The organism is Streptomyces sp. NPDC058683 (assembly GCF_042716195.1).
Taxonomy (GTDB): Bacteria; Actinomycetota; Actinomycetes; order Streptomycetales; family Streptomycetaceae; genus Streptomyces.
In genome coordinates, this window is the sequence record NZ_JBHXSK010000051.1 from 38,288 (window position 1) to 57,070 (window position 18,783).

Annotated in this window: 17 protein-coding genes and 1 riboswitch; of the genes, 5 read left to right on the forward strand and 12 right to left on the reverse strand. The window is 69.3% G+C overall.

The genetic code is table 11. The annotated features are described in order from the left end of the window. The first annotated feature begins 93 nt into the window (after window positions 1-93). Window positions 94-723, forward strand: coding sequence for a TetR family transcriptional regulator (locus ACFWXC_RS41035; RefSeq protein ID WP_384487257.1), 630 nt, complete (start codon window positions 94-96; stop codon window positions 721-723). A 69-nt stretch (window positions 724-792) separates the two neighbouring features. On the opposite strand, the gene ACFWXC_RS41040 is transcribed toward ACFWXC_RS41035, so the two are convergent. Further along, window positions 793-1,176, reverse strand: a complete 384-nt coding sequence (locus ACFWXC_RS41040; protein WP_384487259.1) for a hypothetical protein — start codon at window positions 1,174-1,176, stop codon at window positions 793-795. Window positions 1,177-1,382: 206 nt separating this feature from the next. Then, window positions 1,383-2,234, reverse strand: coding sequence for a thioesterase family protein (locus ACFWXC_RS41045; protein WP_384487261.1), 852 nt, complete (start codon window positions 2,232-2,234; stop codon window positions 1,383-1,385). Between the two features lie 165 nt (window positions 2,235-2,399). Between ACFWXC_RS41045 and ACFWXC_RS41050 the strand changes: the two genes are divergently transcribed. Beyond that, a complete protein-coding gene (locus tag ACFWXC_RS41050) occupies window positions 2,400-3,629 on the forward strand; it encodes an alpha/beta hydrolase (RefSeq protein ID WP_384487263.1) in 1,230 nt (409 codons plus the stop codon). On the opposite strand, the gene ACFWXC_RS41055 is transcribed toward ACFWXC_RS41050, so the two are convergent. From ACFWXC_RS41055 to ACFWXC_RS41100, 10 genes are all read right to left on the reverse strand, one after another. Further along, complete coding sequence (locus ACFWXC_RS41055) at window positions 3,538-4,197, reverse strand: trimeric intracellular cation channel family protein (RefSeq protein WP_384487265.1); 660 nt, start codon at window positions 4,195-4,197, stop codon at window positions 3,538-3,540. The genes ACFWXC_RS41050 and ACFWXC_RS41055 overlap by 92 nt on opposite strands. Before the next feature lie 47 nt (window positions 4,198-4,244). Further along, complete coding sequence (locus tag ACFWXC_RS41060) at window positions 4,245-5,636, reverse strand: M1 family metallopeptidase (RefSeq protein ID WP_384487267.1); 1,392 nt, start codon at window positions 5,634-5,636, stop codon at window positions 4,245-4,247. Between the two features lie 100 nt (window positions 5,637-5,736). After that, window positions 5,737-7,050, reverse strand: coding sequence for an ABC transporter ATP-binding protein (locus ACFWXC_RS41065; RefSeq protein ID WP_384487269.1), 1,314 nt, complete (start codon window positions 7,048-7,050; stop codon window positions 5,737-5,739). A gap of 14 nt (window positions 7,051-7,064) precedes the next feature. Next, window positions 7,065-8,162, reverse strand: a complete 1,098-nt coding sequence (locus ACFWXC_RS41070; RefSeq protein WP_384487271.1) for an ABC transporter ATP-binding protein — start codon at window positions 8,160-8,162, stop codon at window positions 7,065-7,067. Continuing rightward, entirely contained in the window at window positions 8,159-9,157 is a 999-nt protein-coding gene (locus tag ACFWXC_RS41075; RefSeq protein ID WP_384487273.1) for an ABC transporter permease, read from the reverse strand. Before ACFWXC_RS41075 ends, ACFWXC_RS41070 begins: the two co-directional genes overlap by 4 nt. A 111-nt stretch (window positions 9,158-9,268) precedes the next feature. After that, window positions 9,269-11,065: an ABC transporter substrate-binding protein gene (locus tag ACFWXC_RS41080; RefSeq protein WP_384487275.1), complete on the reverse strand. Its 1,797-nt coding sequence runs from the start codon at window positions 11,063-11,065 to the stop codon at window positions 9,269-9,271. 70 nt (window positions 11,066-11,135) lie between these two features. Continuing rightward, the gene (locus tag ACFWXC_RS41085) at window positions 11,136-12,140 is read right to left on the reverse strand and encodes an ABC transporter permease (RefSeq protein ID WP_384487277.1); all 1,005 of its coding nucleotides are present in this window, start codon (window positions 12,138-12,140) and stop codon (window positions 11,136-11,138) included. Window positions 12,141-12,810: 670 nt separating this feature from the next. Further along, a complete protein-coding gene (locus tag ACFWXC_RS41090) occupies window positions 12,811-13,608 on the reverse strand; it encodes an enhanced serine sensitivity protein SseB C-terminal domain-containing protein (RefSeq protein WP_384487279.1) in 798 nt (265 codons plus the stop codon). Window positions 13,609-13,801: 193 nt separating this feature from the next. Further along, window positions 13,802-14,593, reverse strand: a complete 792-nt coding sequence (locus ACFWXC_RS41095; RefSeq protein WP_384487281.1) for an enhanced serine sensitivity protein SseB — start codon at window positions 14,591-14,593, stop codon at window positions 13,802-13,804. Between the two features lie 103 nt (window positions 14,594-14,696). After that, the gene (locus ACFWXC_RS41100; protein ID WP_384487283.1) at window positions 14,697-15,383 is read right to left on the reverse strand and encodes an AAA family ATPase; all 687 of its coding nucleotides are present in this window, start codon (window positions 15,381-15,383) and stop codon (window positions 14,697-14,699) included. A 162-nt stretch (window positions 15,384-15,545) separates the two neighbouring features. Continuing rightward, window positions 15,546-15,644, forward strand: a riboswitch (glycine riboswitch). Between the two features lie 157 nt (window positions 15,645-15,801). Here ACFWXC_RS41100 and gcvT point away from each other — a divergent pair. From gcvT to glyA, 3 genes are all read left to right on the forward strand, one after another. Beyond that, window positions 15,802-16,929, forward strand: coding sequence for a glycine cleavage system aminomethyltransferase GcvT (gene gcvT, locus ACFWXC_RS41105; protein ID WP_384487284.1), 1,128 nt, complete (start codon window positions 15,802-15,804; stop codon window positions 16,927-16,929). Between the two features lie 139 nt (window positions 16,930-17,068). Continuing rightward, a complete protein-coding gene (gene gcvH, locus ACFWXC_RS41110) occupies window positions 17,069-17,446 on the forward strand; it encodes a glycine cleavage system protein GcvH (protein WP_384487286.1) in 378 nt (125 codons plus the stop codon). Window positions 17,447-17,484: 38 nt separating this feature from the next. Continuing rightward, a complete protein-coding gene (gene glyA, locus ACFWXC_RS41115; protein ID WP_384487288.1) occupies window positions 17,485-18,747 on the forward strand; it encodes a serine hydroxymethyltransferase in 1,263 nt (420 codons plus the stop codon). Window positions 18,748-18,783 lie beyond the last annotated feature (36 nt).

Below are 18,783 nucleotides of genomic sequence, written 5' to 3' on the forward strand. Positions count from 1 at the left end.
GGTGAACGGTTGTAGTAACAGTTGTTCACTGACTTTGAGTCTAGCAACTCCGGCGGCTTTTCAATTCCGGAGAACAGTTGTTAACTGGATGACATGAGTCACACCCTCGGCATCCGACAGGCCCAGAAGCAGAAGACCCGCCAGGCCTTCCTGGACGCGGCACTGGGGCTGCTGGAGGAGCAGAGCCTGAGCAGCCTGGGACTGCGCGAGGTCACCCGGGCCGTCGGCGTCGCCCCGACCGCCTTCTACCGGCACTTCCGTTCCACCGCCGACCTGGGCGTCGCCCTCGTCGACGAGGCGCTCGGCAGCCTGCACCCCATGGTCCGCACGACCGTCTCCACGCCCGGCCCGGAGCGCATCACCCGTGCCGTGCGGCTGATCGCCGACCATGTGGCCGCGCACCCGGCGCACGTGCGGTTCATCGCCCGGGAGCGGCACGGCGGGGTGCAGCCGGTGCGCGAGGCGATCCGGGACCAACTGGCCCGGTTCGCCGAGGAGGTCAAGACCGAGCTGGCCAAGGACCCCGAGGCCGCCGGGTGGAACGACGACGACCTGCTGATGCTCGCCCACCTCTACGTGGACCAGATGCTCATCACCGCGTCCCTGTTCCTGGAGACCCTGGAGTCGCCGGAGCCCTCGGAGTCGGAGCGGCAGCGCGTCACCCAGGTCGCCGCCCGCCAGATGCGGCTGATCAGCCTCGGCCGGCAGCACTGGCTGGACTAGGGCCGGGCAACGCGAAGGGGCGGTGCGTCCGGTCGTCGGACGCACCGCCCCTGTCGTGCCGGCCCGGTGTCAGCTCTTCGTGGCCTGCTGGGTCGGAGCCCCGCTGGGCGCCGCACCGCCCGCACCGGGACCGCCCTGACCGCCGCCGCAACCGCCGCCGCCCTGACCGCCGCCGGGGCCGCCCTGGCCGCCGCCGCCCGGACCGCCGCTCGGCATGCCGGTGGGGGTGCCGGTCGGCTTGACGGTGGAGTTGCCCGTGGGCGCACCGGAGGGAGCACCGCTCGGCCTCCCGGAGGCGTTGCCCGTCGGCATGCCCGACGGCGCCTGACAGGACTGCGTTTGACCGGAGTTGCCGCTGCCGGAGGACGACGAGTCGCCCGAGCCGCACGCGGTCAGCAGCAGCGGAGACACGGCGAGCAGGGCGACCGCGGGGACGAGACGTACACGCTTCATGAGAGACAGCTCCATAAAGGATGAGGGAGTCCTGAGGAGTGGCACTCAACCAACGGCGCTTAGGGCGCACTTGGGCCCGCACTGTCCCCGGCCTGTGATTCGGGTAAAGGGCGGCTCAAGTCACCGCGCTGACCTGCGCCTTTCCGGAAGGTCGCGGTTTACTCGCTGGTACACGTCCGTGACAGTACGGGGTCGCGGCGGATACGTCAGCCGAGGCGGACCCGGGCCAACTGCCGTGACTGGGCGACCAGTCGGTCGGCGCTGTCCCAGACCTCGGCGTCCTCCTCCAGGAAGCCGCCGGCCAGGTTGCGGGTGGTGACGGAGACACGCAACGGGCCCGGGGCCGGGCGGTGGCGGACGTGGACGGTGAGTTCGACCGTGGGAACCCAGCCCTTGAGGCCGATCTCGAAGGCGGTGGGCGGCAGCGCGTCGACCGCCAGGAGCAGGGCGAGGGGGTCGGCGTCACGGCCGTCGGCGAGGCCGAACCAGGAGCGCATCTCACCCTTGCCGGAGGGGGCGCCGAGGGCCCAGCCCAGGGTCGACGGGTCCAGCTTGAGCATCAGGCGTTCGGTGATGGCGGAGCTGCCGTCGACCGGGGCGGGGCCGTCCTCGGGGCCGAAGCACTGGTCCATGGGCGGGATGGCCGGCGGGGTCGCCGCGGTGCGGACGTCGTCGGGGAGGGCGGCGAGGTCGCCGTAGGAGGCGAGGACGCGGATGCGCTCGACCTCGTTGCCGTCGCCGTCGTACTGGAAGAGCGAGGCCTGGCCGGTGGAGAGGGTGCGGCCGGTGCGGACGGTGTTCGTGCGGATCACGGCCGGGCCCGGCTGGGACGCGGTCAGGTAGTGCGCGGAGATGGTGAACGGGTCCGGATGCGGCAGCGTGTCCGCGAGGGCCCGGCCGAGGACGGCCAGCAGATAGCCGCCGTTGACGGCGTTGATGATGGTCCAGCCGGCCGAGAGGTCGATGGCGTAGACCCCGGGCGCGCGCCGGGTGACCGCGGTGTCCCGGTCGAACTCGCTGTCGCCGATCACGGCTCGCGTGGAAGCTGCTTCTGGCATGGCTGAACAGTACAAGAAGTGATTACTAAGCGGTAGCTTTTGTGATCCACGCACCAGGGGCCCGACCGGTAAGGGATCCACCCGCCGGGTGAGGTTCCGGCAATTTCTAGGTAAGTGTCCGGACACGTCCGTAACCCGGAGCCGGGAATTCCCCTCTATGGGGACATGAGCCTCACCGGGACTCCGTTCCTCTACACGACCATCGTCCTGTCCGTGGTCGCCCTCATACTGCCGCTCGTCCTGTGGTCGAGGATGCGCGGACCCCAGGCCGTACGAGCCGTGGCCCGGGTCCTGATGCTGCTGTTCGCGCAGGCCACCGCGGTGACGCTGATCTTCGTGGTGGTCAACAACCAGAACGACCTGTACGACAACTGGGCCGACCTGCTCGGCACCGGCGACCACGTCCAGCAGGCCGCGAACCTCGGCCAGGACGGGACCGGCGGCATAGCGCTGAAGCGGTTGGCCAAGGTGAGGCAGACCTTCACGGCGGCCGAGGGGGCGGCCATGCACGCGTCCGGCGGGGTACGGGTCACCCAGCTCAAGGGCCGGGTCTCGGGCGTGAACGCCGAGGTCTACGTCTGGCTGCCGCCCCAGTACGACGAACCGGGGTACCGCAACCACAGGTTCCCGGTGGTGGAGCTGCTGCCGGGCTACCCCGGCTCGGCGAAGGCCTGGTTCGGTTCGCTGAAGGTGCACGAGCAGCTGGAGCCGCTGATGAGGAGCGGCAGGGTCGCGCCCTTCATCCTGGTCGCCCCGCGCACCAACCTGCTGGCCGGTGTGGACACCGGCTGCGCCAACATCCCGGGCACGGTGAACGCCGACAGCTGGCTCAGCATCGACGTGCCGAGGATGGTGACCGACAACTTCCGCGCCGCCGCGGCCCCGGCGAACTGGGCGGTCGCCGGCTACTCGGCGGGCGCGCACTGCGCGGTCAAGCTGGCCGTCGCCCACCCGGACCGCTACCGGGCCGCGATCAGCCTGTCCGGCTACAACGACCCGATCGGCGAACGCAATTCACTCGCCGCGCAGAGCGTGAGCCTGCGCGAGCGGAACAACCCCTATCTGCTGCTCAGGAAGGCGGCCGCGCCGCCCCGGATCGCCCTCTACCTCTCGGGAGAGTCCGGCGACGGCTACCAGGCCGGAGTGGCGCTCGAACAGATCGCCAAGGCCCCGACCACCGTGCACGTGGTGTTCCTGCCGCGCAGCGCGGGCGGCCACAACATGGCGCTGTGGCGGCCCCAGGTACCGGCGGTCTTCGAATGGCTGACGGTCAACATGGGCCAGAGCAGTGCCCGTGCCGGTACTACTCCTCGCGAACCGTCGTCCGCCGATTCCACGCACGCGGCGCTCGCCAGTGGAACCGCATCGCGAGCAGGCGCAGCACGAAAGCGGTGACGACCGCCAGCCCGCTGGTGAACGGGGTCAGCGCGTCGTAGTGGATGCACAGCGCCACCATCGTCGCCCCGACGATCGCCGGGACCGCGTACAGGTCGCGGTCCCAGCGCAGCAGCGAGGGAACCTCGTTGGCGAGCACGTCCCTGAGCACACCGCCGCCGACCGCGGTGGCGAGCCCCAGGGCGACCGAGGCGGTCAGGTTGAGGCCGTAGGAGTACGCCTTCGTGGTGCCGGTGACGCAGAACAGGCCGAGGCCGGCCGCGTCGAAGACCAGCACCGACGACTGGATGCGCTCGACGTGCGGGTGCAGGAAGAACACCACGAGCGCCGTGAGCAGCGGGGTCATGAAGTACCCCAGGTCCGTGAAGGCGGCCGGGGGCACCGCCCCGATGATCACGTCCCGGAAGATCCCTCCGCCCAGCGCGGTGACCTCGGCGAGCACGGCGATGCCGAAGACGTCGAAGTTCTTGCGGACGGCCAGCAGCGCGCCGGAGATGGCGAACACGAAGATGCCGATGACGTCGAGCGTGTGCTGGACGGAGGGAGAGAAGAGTTGCTGGAGCTGCACCCTGACATTGTGACCTGTCAGGCCGCATGAACCTTACAAAGCCAGGCTCACAGGGCGGGTTTCCCTGGGGTGAACAGCCAGGTCTGGAACAGGTCGTCGAGCTGCTGTCCGGACACCTTCTCGGCGAGCTCGATGAAGTCGGCCGTGTTCGCGTTGCCGTAGCGGTGCAGCTTCGTCCAGGCGGGGAGGAGCTTGAAGAACGCGGTGTCCCCGATCCGTTCGCGCAGCATCTGGAGGGTCATCGCACCGCGCTGGTAGACGGCGGAGGCGAACATGGTGTCGCGCTGCGGGTCGGCGACGGTGATCTGCCAGAAGGGGTTGTCGGCGGCACGGGAGTTGTAGCCGGCGAGGAAGGAGTCGTGCGCGGAGCGGGTGCCCTGGTGCTCCGCCCACAGCCACTGGGCGTAGGTGGCGAAGCCCTCGTTGAGCCAGATGTCCTTCCACTGCGCCACGCTCACCGAGTCGCCGAACCACTGGTGGGCCAGCTCGTGCACGATCGTCGTCTCGCTGCGCACCGCCGAGTAGGCCGGCTTGCTCTGCACCTCCAGCGAGAACCCCGCCTCCGGCATGTCGTCGACGATCGCACCGGTCTCCTCGAAGGGGTAGGGCCCGAAGACCTGCGACCAGTAGTCGGTGGCGGCCGCCGTCACGGCGTACACGTCGACGCTGTTGCTGTTCGCGAGGACCGGGTCGATGGCGACGTAGACCGGGATGCCGGAGGGCGTCTTCCCTGTCCGCACGTCGAACTTCCCGATGGTGGCGGTGGCCAGGTAGGTCGCCATGGGCCTGTTCTCACGCCAGTGGCTGTACGACGAGGCGCCCTTGTCGTACGTCGAGACCAGCCGCCCGTTGGAGACTCCCGTCAGACCCTTCGGCGCCTTGATCCGGATGTCGTAGGTGGCCTTGTCGGAGGGGTGGTCGCTGGACGGGAACCAGGTGGAGGCGGCGTTGGGCTCGCAGGCGACGAAGACGCCGTCGGCGGTCCTCATCCAGCCGTAGTCGGAGCCGAAGACGATGGGGCCGTTGAGGGCCACCGGTATCCCGCCGTAGGTGACCGAGACGGTGAACTCGTGCCCCTTGGACAGCCGGTTCCTCGGCGTGACGGTGATCTCGTCGCCGGTGCGCGTGAACTCGGCGCGTCTGCCGTTCACTTCGACACGCGTGACCTCCAGCTTCTGGAGGTCGAGATCGAAGGAGGAGAGGTTCTGGGTGGCGCGGGCCGTGAGGGTGGTACGGCCGTCCAGGCGGCCGGTGTCCGGAGCGTAGGCGACGTCGAGGTCGTAGTGGCGGGCGTCGAAGCCACCGTTGCCGAGCTGCGGGAAGTAGGGGTCGCCGATGCCGTCGGCGCCCGGGGTGGGGGCGGGCGCGGCCGCGATGACGAAGGAGGCGGCTGCCGCGGTCGCGACAGCCGCCAGACGTGCCGAACGGGAGAGGCGCATGAGTCGTCCCTTTCGAGCGTGCTGGTCAGCGAACAGACACGGTCGACTCTGCGCCCTCCCGTTAGGGCATGTACATGCCTTTACCCAGTTGTGTCATGGGCTACTTGTCCGTTGACTCCTGGGAGTTCTGTGACTCGGCTGTGGAGGCGTCGGAAGCCCCGGCCTCGGCGACCGGTTCCGGCGTCTCCGCCTCGGCGGCGGGTTCCGGCGTCTCCGCCTCGGCCGCCGTCTCCGTTGCCTCCGCCTCGGCGACCGTCTCGGCCTCCAGTGCGGCCACCGCCGCGGACGTCTCCGCCGACTCCGCCAGCACCTCGTCGGCGACCAGCTCGGCCGCCTCCTTGGCCACGGTCAGCAGCACCGTGTCCTGCGGGGCCTGGTCCTCGAAGTTCTCCGGGTGGTGGCAGGCGACCTGCTGGCCGGGCTTCAGCTCGACGAGCTTGGGCTCGGTCGTCCTGCAGATCTCCGTCGCCTTCCAGCACCGGGTGTGGAAGCGGCAGCCGCTCGGCGGGGAGATCGGCGAGGGCACGTCGCCCTTGAGCAGGATGCGGTCGCTCTTGACGTTCTTGCGCCGCGGGTCCGGGATCGGCACCGCCGACATGAGCGCCTTGGTGTACGGGTGCATCGGCGCCCGGTACAGCGACTCGCGGTCGGCCAGCTCCACGATCTTGCCGAGGTACATCACCGCGATCCGGTCCGAGACGTGCCGGACCACCGAGAGGTCGTGCGCGATGATCACGTACGTCAGGCCGAGTTCCTGCTGGAGGTCGTCCAGCAGGTTGACGACCTGGGCCTGGATCGACACGTCGAGCGCGGAGACCGGCTCGTCCGCCACGACCAGCTTCGGCTTCAGGGCGAGCGCGCGGGCGATGCCGATGCGCTGGCGCTGACCGCCGGAGAACTCGTGCGGATAGCGGTTGTAGTGCTCGGGGCTGAGGCCCACGACCGACAGCAGCCGCTGGACCTCCGCCTTGACCCCGCCCGGGGGCGTGACGCCCTGGAGCTTGAAGGGGGCGCTGACGATCGTGCCGATGGTGTGGCGCGGGTTCAGCGAGGAGTACGGGTCCTGGAAGATCATCTGCACGTCGCGGCGCAGCGGACGCATGCCGCCCACCCCGAGGTGGGTGATGTCCCTGCCCTCGAACTCGACCGTGCCGCCGGTCGGTTCGAGCAGCCGGGTGATCAGCCGGCCCATCGTCGACTTGCCGCAGCCCGACTCGCCCACGACGCCCAGCGTCTCACCGGCCTTGACCTCGAAGTCGAGGCCGTCGACCGCGTGCACGGCGCCGACCTGCCGCTGGAGCAGGCCTTTTCGGATCGGGAAGTGTTTCTGGAGCCCGGTCACCTTCAGCAGGGTCTCGCCGGGGGCGGCGTCCTTGGTGAGGGTGGCACCTTCGCTCTGCGCAGGGATGGTCACCGCTTTGTCCTCGCTCACAGCTTCGGCGCAATCTCTTCGGTCCAGATCCGCTCCCGCTGCTCCTGCGTCATGTGGCAGGCGGCCCAGTGCTGGCTGCCGACCTCGGTCAGCTCGGGGCGGACCGTGCGGGTGACGTTGTCCTTCGGGATGTCGGCGTACGGGCAGCGCGGGTTGAAGGCGCAGCCGGACGGGACGTTGATCAGCGAGGGCGGGGAGCCCTTGACCGGGATCAGGCGCTCCTGCTGCTCACGGTCCAGGCGCGGCATCGAGCCCAGCAGGCCCCAGGTGTAGGGGTGGCGGGGCTCGTAGAACACCTTGTCGGCCGGTCCGCGCTCGATGCAGCGGCCGCCGTACATCACCAGGAGGTCGTCGGCGAGCTCGGCGACGACGCCCAGGTCGTGGGTGATGATGATGACCGCGGAGCCGAACTCCGTCTGCAGGTCCCGGATCAGGTCGAGGATCTGCGCCTGGACGGTCACGTCCAGGGCGGTCGTCGGCTCGTCCGCGATGAGCAGCTCGGGGTTGTTGACCAGCGACATCGCGATCATCGCGCGCTGGCGCATACCGCCGGAGAACTCGTGCGGGTAGCTGTCGACGCGCTTGTCGGGCTGCGGGATGCCGACCCGGTCGAGCATCTCGACCGCACGCTTCTTCGCGACCTTCTTGGAGACGTCGTGGTGGATCCGGTACGCCTCCACGATCTGCTGGCCGATCGTGTAGTACGGGTGCAGCGCGGACAGCGGGTCCTGGAAGATCATCGCCATCTCGCGACCGCGCAGCTTGCGCACGTGGTCGGGGTCGGCGGAGAGCAGCTCGGTGCCGTCCAGCCAGATCTCGCCGGAGATCTGCGCCTTGCGCTTGCCGTACTGGCCGGCGGTGTGCAGGCCCATGATGCCGAGCGAGGTCACCGACTTGCCGGAGCCGGACTCGCCCACGATGCCGAGGGTCTTGCCCTTCTCCAGCGTGAAGCTGAGCCCGTCGACGGACTTGACCAGACCGTCGTCGGTCGGGAAGTGGACCTTGAGGTCACGCACTTCCAGGAAGGAGGTCGGGGCGGCGGAGCCGGAGGTGGGCTCACCCAGGGCGGCTCCGCTCTTGCTCAGGTCGGTCATGTCAGCCTCACTCGGGGGTCGATCACGGCGTACAGGATGTCCACCACGAGGTTGGCGAGCAGCACGGCGAGAGAAGTGATCAGCGTGACGCCCAGGATGATGGGCAGGTCCTGGTTCCGGATGGCGTCGAGCACCGCGCGGCCGAGGCCGGGCAGGTTGAACGTCGACTCCGTCAGGATGGCGCCGCCGATGAGGGCGCCGAGGTCCATGCCGAGCATGGTCAGGATCGGGGTCATCGTGGAGCGCATGGCGTGCTTGCCGATGACGACCGGTTCGGTCAGGCCCTTCGCGCGGGCGGTGCGGATGTAGTCCTCACCGAGGATCTCCAGCATGGTCGCGCGGGTGATCCGGGCGTACATCGCCGCGTACAGGAAGGCGAGGGTGATCCAGGGCAGGATCATGCCGCCGAACCAGCCGCTGACGCTCTGGTCGAGCGGCACGTACTGCGCGTCGATCCATTTCAGCCCGAAGGCGAAGATCGCCAGGCTGAGCAGACCGGTGAAGTAGATGGGGAGGGAGACACCCGCGAGCGCGACGACCATCGCACCGCGGTCCCAGATGGTGCCCCGCTTGAGGGCGGAGAGCACACCGGCCGCGACACCGAAGACTAGCCACAGCACGGCGGCACCGAGCGCGAGTCCCAGGGTCACCGGGAAGCGGTCGGTGAGCACCGGCCAGACGGCCTGCTCGCTACGGAAGGAGTAGCCGAAGCAGGGCGCGGCGCAGTGGGTGACATCGCCACCGCCGGAGTAGGTGCGTCCGACGAAGATGCCCTTGAAGAAGTGCCAGACCTGGGCGTAGATCGGGTCGCCCAGGCCCAGCTTCTGCCGTACGGCCTCGACGGCTGCCGGGTCGGCCTGCTTGCCCACGAAGCTCGTGGCGATGTCGACGCCCGCCCACTTGGGGACGAGGAAGAAGATGCCGAAGACCACCATGACGATGACCACGAGCATCACTGCGGCGGCGAACAGCCGCCTGATGAGGTAAGCGAGCACAGCTTACGGCCCGCCGCGGGGCCGCGGGCCACCGGAGATTGTCCGATGGCCCGCGACCACGCCGCGCCGGCCTTCACCTGCCTTTCGTGCCGTACGGCGGGTGTGCCGGGATTACTTGGCGGACTTCAGACCGAGGTTCACGAAGTCGTACGTACCGCTGTAGTTGTCCGTCGTGTAGACGTTCGCGAGGTTGTCACCGCGCCAGTTGATGAACTTCTCGAAGGTGAAGGGCAGGTAGTACGCGCCCTCCATGACCTTGTGGTTGATCTCGGTCGAGATCTTGGCCTTGCCCGCGTCGTCCAGCGTGGAGACGTACTGGTCGAACAGACCGTCGATGGTCTTGTCGTTGATCAGGGCGTAGTTGTTGTTACCGCTCTGCGCGATGTACTTGCTGTCCCACAGCGGCAGACCGAAGCCCTGGACGGTCGGGAAGTCCGGACCCCAGCCCATGATGATGATGCCGTAGCCCTTCTTCTTCACGTTCGAAGGGCTGCCGATGATGCCGGTGGTCTGCGAACCGTCGTACTGGTCGATCTGGGCGTTGATGCCGATCTTCTTCAGCGACGCCTGGAGCGACTGGGCCGTGGCGACCTCGACCGGCTTGTTGTTGCGGACCGCGATGGTGGTGGAGAAGCCGTTCGGCTTGCCGCACGCCTTCAGCGCCGCCTTGGCCTTCTCGATGTTGCCGTTCTTGTCGGCACCGGAGATGGCGTACGGGTCGTACTTCTGGCCCTCGGAGCCCGGGACGGACGGCGGGAGCATGTTGGTGCCGATGTCACCACCGGCGATCGGGCCACCGCGCGCGGTCTGCAGCGAGACGTGGTCCGCACCGAGGATGACGGCCTTGCGGCACTCGATGTTGTCGAACGGCTTCACGCTCTGCGGGAAGGCCGCGTAACGGATGTAGCCGGAGACCGGGTTGTCCAGGTTGCCCTTGTGCTCCTTCAGGGCGGTGGTGCGGCCCTGCGGGGACATGCCGGTCTGGTTGATGTCCAGGTCCAGGTCACCGTTGAGCAGGCGCTGGTCCAGCTGGTTGGCGTCCGAGAAGAACTGGACGGTGATCTTGTCCGGGTACGCCTTGCGGACCGGGTCCGAGGACTGCTTCCACTCGGTGTTGCGCACCAGCGTCAGGCTCTTGCCGGGGCTGTAGGACTCGAACTTGTACGGGCCGGAGGAGAACGGCTTCAGGCCGTACTTGGACTTGGTGTCCATGTCCTGGCGGACCGGGGAGGCCGAGACCAGACCCAGCACCTCCTGGAAGTCCGAGTTGGCCTTCGGGAGGTGGAAGACGATCGTCTTGTCGTCCGGCGTGGTGATGGCCTTCAGGCCGAGCTTGTCCTTGGACGTGTCCTTGTAGGGGCCCTTGTACTCGCCCTTGGGGTCCAGGAAGTCCTTGAGGTAGGTCGGACCGCCGGACAGCACGTCCTGCGCCCAGACGCGCTCGATGCCGTACTTCACGTCCTTGGACGTGATCGGCTTGCCGTCCTCCCACGTGACGCCGTCACGCAGGGTGTACGTGTAGGTCTTGCCGTCGTCGGTGACCTTGGCGAGACCGGTGGCGAGGTCCGGGGTCAGCTCGGCGCCGGCCTTGCCCGGCTCCGCCTTGCCCGTGACCAGCTGGCGGCTGTAGTAGCGCGCGAAGTCCCACATGAAGCCGTAGTAGCCACGCGTGGTGTCCCACGAGTCGGCGTCCTGGGCACCACCGAACCGCAGCGTGCCGCCCTTCTTGACCAGCGAGGCCTGGGCGACCTTGTTGTTGGCGGCGTCGAAGCCGGCGGCGCCGGTCTTCGAACCGCCGCCGTTGTCGTCGCTGCTGCCGCCGCACGCCGCCGTGGTCAGCAGTGCGGCGACCGCAGCAGCGGCGGCAAATGCCTGCTTACGCCGCCCTGAGGTGCGTTGGGTAGTCACGATCTCGGATCCTCCGGATTAGATGAGAGACCCCGTGTTGCTGCCACGGGACGCTTTGGGTACGGCTTGTTCAGCGGGACGCCTTCGGGTCCAGCGCGTCACGCACGCCGTCGCCGAAAAGGTTGAAGGCAAGGACGGTGATGAAGATCGCCACACCCGGGACCACCATGTACATGGGGTCCGACTCGTAGTAGTCGATGGCGCTCGACAGCATCTGTCCCCAGGACGACGTGGGCGGCTTGACGCCCACGCCCAGGAAGCTGAGGGCCGCCTCGGTGAGGATGTTGGTCGGGATCATCATCGTCGTGTACACGATGATGGGCGCGACCAGGTTGGGCAGCAGTTCCTTGAACAGGATGTAGAACCGCCCGGCACCCAGCGATCGCGCGGCCTCGACGTACTCGCGCTCACGCATCGAGAGCGTCTGGCCGCGCACCACGCGTCCGATGTAGGGCCAGCCGAAGAAGCCGATGACCAGGATCATCACGAAGACGCGCACGTTGGACCCGGACAGGCCGAGCATGTCGTTCGGCATCACGGAGACCAGGGCGATCGTGAACAGGAGCTGCGGGAAGGCCAGCAGGCCGTCCATCACGCGGCTGATGAGCGAGTCCACCCAGCCGCCGAAGAAGCCCGCCAGGATGCCCAGCACGGTGCCCAGGACGACCGCGACGAGGGCGGACAGGAAGCCGACCAGGAGCGAGACGCGGGCGCCGTAGAGGATGCGGGCGAGGATGTCGCGGCCGTTGACCGGCTCGACGCCCAGCAGGTGGTCGCCGCTGATGCCGCCCAGGGACCCCTTGGGGGTGCCGAAGAGCGGGTCGATCAGGCTCTCGTTGTAGGCGTCCGGGTCCTGACCGAGCAGGTGGGTGATCACTGGCGCGAGCAGGGCGACCACGACGAGGAGGAGGACGACGACGCCGCCCGTGAGGGCGAGCTTGTCCCGCTTCAGGCGCTCCCAGGCGATCCGGCCCAGGGAGCGCCCCTGCACGGCCTTCTCACCGGCGGCGGCAGCCGCCTCTTCGGCCGCGCCCGGGGCCGCTTCCGCGGTCGGCTCGTGCAATGGTGCCGTCATCTGGCAGGGACCCCTCTCAACCGGCTGTAGCCGGCTTGCACTTGCCGCTGGTAGCGGCATGATCACTCTCACCTGGGCAGGGGTGAACACCCCTTGGAGCGCGAGTCTTCAACGCTGCGGCGACCAGTTGCCAGAGTTGACGGTGAATGGATGCGTAACCGTGATACGAGCAAGGAGTTTCGTTATCCGAACAACGGGTAACACCTGTCGGACGGGGGCAAGCCCAGCGATCCGTCACATAATCGGACCAAAGACCCTCGTCTACACGCGGAGACTCCTCCAGAGGTACACCCTCACTCCGGGACCGCCGAGCGGCATGTGACCTGGATCACGGCACGCCGCGAACTTGTCCCACCCTTCTCGGCCATGAGCGATTCTCCCCCGCCTCACAGGAAAGGCAATCCGCGCATTCGCGGGAATTCCGATCGGCGCCTCGCCGCCCATTCCGGCGTCCGCCTCCGTGTCCCCGCGACGCTCGCGTACACCCTCACCGTCACCACGTCGCGGACGTCAGGCCGGACCCACGGCAGCGGCCCCACCATCCGATACGCCGTGCACGAGGCGAACACCAAGGGAATTCCGGCCCACGGTGGAATTCCAGAAGTTCCGCCTCGAGAAGGCGCACTACGGCGTATTCCACGCCGTCACCACGAAGCTCTTCCGCCCCACCTCAGTACACGCCGGGCGCCGGTGGATACCCGTACCCGGCCACCGGTGCCGGTGGCAGTGCCGCGTGTGCCTCGCGGTCGTAGAACGGCCGTGCCGTCGCCCGCATCCACATCACCACCGGGTCGTACTCGTCGGTCATGGCGACCGTCGAGACCGGCAGCCCGTCCGGCACCGCGCCGATGGACTGCTGCATCATCGCCCGCACCGAGTCCACGGCCGGCGGCGACGTGTCGTACACGTCGAGCCCGATCGCGAGATACGGCGCGCCGAGCGCCGGCTGCACCCAGGCGCGCCGCAGGGAGCGGATCGCGGGCGTACGGTGGGCGTTCTGCGACAGCAGCGCATAGAACTGCGGGATCTCGATGGCCGGTTCCGCGAGCCGCAGCGGCCCCGCGGGCTGGCGGTCCAGGCCGGTCGCGATCCGGCGCAGGTCCAGCCAGGGGATGCCGACGCCGCCGCCCGGGGCGTGCGGGTTGAGCCACAGGCCGAAGTGGTCGGGATAGAGCGTGCGGGCCACGTCGAGACTGTCGACCACCTCGTACGAGCGGTTCCAGCCGCTCGCCGACAGTTCCTGGGCCGAGGTCACACAGGGGGCGTAGCCGTGGCCGTCGACCTCCATGTTCCCGTACTGGGCGTCGGGGGAGCCGGCCTGGCCGTGCCAGAGCAGCATCCAGATCTGGCCGGAGGAGGGCGTGGCGAGGGCGCGGAGGAGTGCCTCGTAGGCGTCGTAGCGCCCGGGGGTTACCTGGCGCAGCATGTGCTCGACCTGTCCGGCCGCCGCGGTGCCGCTGGCGCTCACGTGTTACCGCCCCTTCATTGAGTTGCCCCGCGTTGGAGGTCGCCCCGCGTTCGGAGACAGCTTAAGCGCCGAGGGGAGTGGCGCCGATGGTCCGTCGGCGGGTGCGGGTTTCGTCGTGGCTGAGCGCGCCCGCGCGGCGGAGCCGCAGATCGGCACGGCCGCGCGCCCCCGGTCGGCTGTCCTCGGGGGGTTCCTAGTGACCGTACTGATAGAAGGGGCGGACGTTCTCCCGCATCCAGTGGCCCACCGGGTCGTCCGCCACGTCCAGCAGGACCAGGTTCACCGGCCACTTCACCGGGACCCGGCCGAGGGCCTTGCCCAGCGCCTCCAGCGGCAGCGCCCTGATGTCCCCCTCCCACTGGGAGAGTTCGACGCCCACGAACATCATGGGGTCCGCCGTCTCGACCGCGGCCAGGCAGCGGCGGGCCGTGGCGACCACGCCGGTCGCCGCGAACTCGGCGGAGGCCGCGGCCAGGAAGTCCATCGGGTCCTCCTGCCAGTCCGGTTCGAAGAGCCGGACCCGGCCGCCCGAGGCGGGGCCGTCCAGTTCGCTGCGGCCGGTCCGGCACAGCTCGGCGACCGCCTGCGGCGGCAGCGGGACGCCCACCACTCCCCCGGGATTCACGGCTATGCCGACCTGCGGGGGCAGACCGCGGGCGAACTCGACGGCCGGGGCGATCGTGTACGACAGATGGGAGCCGACCACCTGGCGGAACTGCTCCTCGGAGCTGAAGACCGGGACGTACACCTGGCCCTCGATCTCCGTGGTCGGCAGATCCAGCGGGCCGCTGTGCGGACCGCCGCCCTCCGGCAGCGGGATCCACAGGAAACTGCGGGCCAGTACCTCGATGAGCCGGCCCGCAGCCGCGGGTACGCCGAGGGAGGCCGACAGCACCTCCTCCAACTCGTTGCCGGGCCAACCGCCGTGCGGGTGGGGGTGCGCCTGTGCCGGGAAGTCCGCGGGAATGTCCGCCGGGAAGTCCATCTGCCTACCGCCTGCTGGAAACCACTGCTGCTGAGGCTGAAAAGGCTAGCGGGTGGCTGTGACAATGCCTCACCCCCTGAGCCGCTCCGCTTTCCGGAATGCCTCACCCGGCGAGCTTCTCCGCCTCCCGGAAGGCGATCCGGCACAGCACGTCCGCCGAGTCCCGGTCGAGGAGCACCGCCGAACCCACACCCTCGGGCATCCCGCCCTGCTCCACCGCGCGCACCAGGCGGGCGGCGGCGTGGCGGTGGCGCAGGAAGGCGTACCGGGAAACGCCCCGGCCGCGCTCGCGCTGGCCGTCCAGTGCCGTGCCGGGCGCGACGTCCAGGAGCAGCAGGTGCAGGGTGCCACCGCGGCGGCGGGCCTCGCGGGCCAGCCAGTCGCGCACCCAGGCCTGGGTACCGCAGTCGTGCACCACCACGCCCTCGCCGGTACGCAGCGCGCGGTGCAGCCCGGCGTAGTGCACGAGGCGGACCAGCGGGCGGTAGAGGGCGTACGGCAGGAAGCGGGCCAGCCGGGCGTCCCAGCGGTCTCGGGTGTCCTGGGAGTCGATCCGTATGCCCTGGACGGTGCGGTGCATCAGGGTGGACTTGCCGCTGCCGGGCAGCCCGGTGACCACGACCAGGTCACGGGGGCCGAAGAGCAGGCCGTGCGGGCTGCGGCCGGCCCGGTCGCGCAGATCGCGGACGACCGGCGCCGGGAGCCCCCCGCACCGCTCGCGGGCCGGGGCCGTCGACTGCTCGGGCAGGGCGATGCCCGTCGTCGCCGCGTATGCCGTGGTCCTTGTCACCGTGATCGTCCTCCCTGGGGGTTCAGGAAAGGTTCTCCCCACTTACTGTAAAGAGAAGGTAATGCACGGTGTCTCGCGGTTCCGTCCGCTTCCGGCCACAGGCCTGTTACAAAGCTCCGCCCGGCATGCAATGATGTGCCCGCCAACTGCATACCGGCCGTTCGAATCCGCGCGGGAGAGTCCCCAGCAGCCTTCGCTGGGGCGCCGAAGGAGCAAGTCCCTCCCTTGAATCTCTCAGGCCCCCGTTACCGCGCGGGCGAGGCACATCTGAAAAGCGGGCCGCCGTGTCGGCGGCCCCACCCAAGGTGCAAGCCGTGACCACCGCTGTGGTCAGGGCGAACCTCTCAGGTTCCGATGACAGATGGGGAGGACAGACCTCGCCTGTCATGCCCTGGGATCTTTGGGAGACGACCGACCGATGAGCAGTTCCGATTCCGCTGGACTCCGCCGTACCGCGCTCGATGCCCTGCATCGCTCGCTCGGCGCCACCATGACCGACTTCGCCGGCTGGGACATGCCCCTGCGCTACGGATCCGAGCGCGACGAGCATGTCGCCGTGCGGACCAGGGCCGGGCTCTTCGACCTCTCCCACATGGGCGAGATCGCCGTGACCGGCCCCCAGGCCGCCGCCCTGCTGAACCACGCCCTGGTCGGCAACATCGCCTCCGTCGGCGTCGGGCGCGCCCGCTACACCATGATCTGCCGGGCCGACGGCGGCATCCTCGACGACCTGATCGTCTACCGGCTGGCCGAGACCGAGTACCTGGTGGTGGCCAACGCCTCCAACGCCCAGGTGGTCCTCGACGCGCTGACGGAGCGTGCCGCCGGGTTCGACGCCGAGGTGCGGGACGACCGGGACGCGTACGCGCTGATCGCCGTCCAGGGACCGGAGTCGCCCGGGATCCTGAAGTCGCTGACCGACGCCGACCTGGACGGCCTGAAGTACTACGCCGGGCTGCCCGGCACCGTCGCCGGGGTCCCGGCGCTGATCGCGCGCACCGGCTACACCGGCGAGGACGGCTTCGAGCTGTTCGTGAAGCCCGAGCACGCGGTGGAGGTGTGGCAGGCGCTCACCGAGGCGGGTTCCCCGGTGGGCCTGGTGCCCTGCGGGCTGTCCTGCCGGGACACCCTGCGCCTGGAGGCGGGCATGCCGCTGTACGGGCATGAGCTGACCACCTCGCTGACCCCCTTCGACGCCGGGCTCGGCCGGGTGGTGAAGTTCGAGAAGGACGGCGACTTCGTGGGGCGCGAGGCTCTTCAGGAGGCCGCCGGCCGTGCCGCGGCGAAGCCGCCGCGGGTGCTGGTCGGCCTGGTCGCCGAGGGCCGCCGGGTGCCGCGCGCCGGGTACCCGGTGGTGGCCGGCGGCGAGGTGATCGGCGAGGTCACCTCCGGTGCCCCCTCCCCCACGCTGGGCAGGCCGATCGCCATGGCGTACGTCGACGCGGCGCACTCGGCGCCGGGCACGGCGGGCGTGGGCGTGGACATCCGGGGCAACCACGAACCGCACGAGGTCGTGGCACTGCCGTTCTACAAGCGCCAGAAGTAGTCCCGCGGCGCCCGAAGCAGATCCACAGCGAGACACTGAGCGCGGCAGCGCGTGACCCTGCGCACATTTCCGCTGCTCACGCGTGTTTCCAGCAGTCCTCTTTCACCAGCACTCCCCCGCGTACAGGAGAATTCAGGCCATGAGCAACCCCCAGCAGCTGCGTTACAGCAAGGAGCACGAGTGGCTGTCGGCCGCCGCGGACGGCGTGGCGACGGTCGGCATCACGGAGCACGCGGCCAACGCGCTCGGTGACGTCGTCTTCGTCCAGCTCCCGGCCGTCGGCGACACCGTGACCGCGGGCGAGTCCTGCGGCGAGCTGGAGTCGACCAAGTCGGTCTCCGACCTGTACTCGCCGGTCACCGGTGAGATCACCGAGATCAACGAGGACGTCGTGGACGACCCCTCCCTGGTGAACTCGGCCCCCTTCGAGGGCGGCTGGCTGTTCAAGGTGCGCGTCACGGACGAGCCGGCCGAGCTGCTCTCCGCCGACGAGTACACCGCCTTCACCGCCGGCTGAGGGCCGCACAGACACCGGCTGAGGAGTCGTAGAAACAGATGTCCGTTCTGAACACGCCCCTGCACGAGCTCGACCCGGAGGTCGCGGCCGCGGTCGACGCCGAGCTGGAGCGCCAGCAGTCCACCCTGGAGATGATCGCCTCGGAGAACTTCGCTCCGGTCGCGGTCATGGAGGCGCAGGGCTCGGTACTCACCAACAAGTACGCCGAGGGCTACCCGGGCCGCCGCTACTACGGCGGCTGCGAGCACGTCGACGTCACCGAGCAGATCGCCATCGACCGGGTGAAGGAGCTGTTCGGCGCCGAGTACGCCAACGTGCAGCCGCACTCCGGTGCCTCCGCCAACCAGGCGGCCCTGTTCGCGCTGGCCCAGCCCGGCGACACCATCCTGGGCCTCGACCTCGCCCACGGCGGCCACCTGACCCACGGCATGCGCCTGAACTTCTCCGGCAAGCAGTTCGATGTCGTGGCCTACCACGTGGACGACTCCGGTCTCGTCGACATGGCCGAGGTGGAGCGGCTCGCCAAGGAGCACCGGCCGAAGGTGATCATCGCCGGCTGGTCGGCCTACCCGCGCGAGCTGGACTTCGCCGAGTTCCGGCGGATCGCCGACGAGGTCGAGGCGTACCTGTGGGTCGACATGGCCCACTTCGCCGGCCTGGTCGCGGCCGGTCTGCACGAGAACCCGGTGCCGTACGCCGACGTGGTCACCTCCACGACCCACAAGACGCTGGGCGGTCCCCGCGGCGGCATCATCCTGGCCCGCCAGGCCTTCGCGAAGAAGCTGAACTCGTCCGTCTTCCCGGGCTTCCAGGGCGGTCCCCTGGAGCACGTGATCGCGGCGAAGGCGGTCTCCTTCAAGGTCGCCTCCTCGGAGGACTTCAAGGAGCGCCAGCGTCGTACGGTGGAAGGTGCGCGCATCCTCGCCGAGCGGCTCACCGCGCCCGACGCCCGCGAGGCCGGTGTGAACGTCCTGTCCGGAGGTACGGACGTCCACCTGATCCTCGTCGACCTGCGCGAGTCCGAACTGGACGGACAGCAGGCCGAGGACCGTCTCCACGAGGTCGGCATCACGGTCAACCGCAACGCCGTCCCGAACGACCCGCGCCCGCCGATGGTCACCTCGGGTCTGCGGATCGGCACCCCGGCGCTGGCCACGCGCGGCTTCACGGCCGAGGACTTCACCGAGGTCGCGGACGTGATCGCCGAGACGCTGAAGCCGTCCTACGACGCGGCGGCCCTGAAGGCCCGGGTCCGGGCCCTGACCGGCAAGCACCCGCTGTACCCCGGTCTGAACAAGTAGTTCCCCGGCGGGGGCACCCGATGGCGTGTGCCCCCG

Coding starts and splice junctions, on each gene's coding strand:
- ACFWXC_RS41050 (WP_384487263.1), top strand. CDS start 2,400: ATGAGCCTCACCGGGACTCCGTTCCTCTACACGACCATCGTCCTGTCC.
- gcvH (WP_384487286.1), top strand. CDS start 17,069: ATGAGCAACCCCCAGCAGCTGCGTTACAGCAAGGAGCACGAGTGGCTG.
- ACFWXC_RS41060 (WP_384487267.1), bottom strand. CDS start 5,636: ATGCGCCTCTCCCGTTCGGCACGTCTGGCGGCTGTCGCGACCGCGGCA.
- ACFWXC_RS41040 (WP_384487259.1), bottom strand. CDS start 1,176: ATGAAGCGTGTACGTCTCGTCCCCGCGGTCGCCCTGCTCGCCGTGTCT.
- ACFWXC_RS41035 (WP_384487257.1), top strand. CDS start 94: ATGAGTCACACCCTCGGCATCCGACAGGCCCAGAAGCAGAAGACCCGC.
- gcvT (WP_384487284.1), top strand. CDS start 15,802: ATGAGCAGTTCCGATTCCGCTGGACTCCGCCGTACCGCGCTCGATGCC.
- ACFWXC_RS41085 (WP_384487277.1), bottom strand. CDS start 12,140: ATGACGGCACCATTGCACGAGCCGACCGCGGAAGCGGCCCCGGGCGCG.
- ACFWXC_RS41095 (WP_384487281.1), bottom strand. CDS start 14,593: ATGGACTTCCCGGCGGACATTCCCGCGGACTTCCCGGCACAGGCGCAC.
- ACFWXC_RS41070 (WP_384487271.1), bottom strand. CDS start 8,162: ATGACCGACCTGAGCAAGAGCGGAGCCGCCCTGGGTGAGCCCACCTCC.
- ACFWXC_RS41045 (WP_384487261.1), bottom strand. CDS start 2,234: ATGCCAGAAGCAGCTTCCACGCGAGCCGTGATCGGCGACAGCGAGTTC.
- glyA (WP_384487288.1), top strand. CDS start 17,485: ATGTCCGTTCTGAACACGCCCCTGCACGAGCTCGACCCGGAGGTCGCG.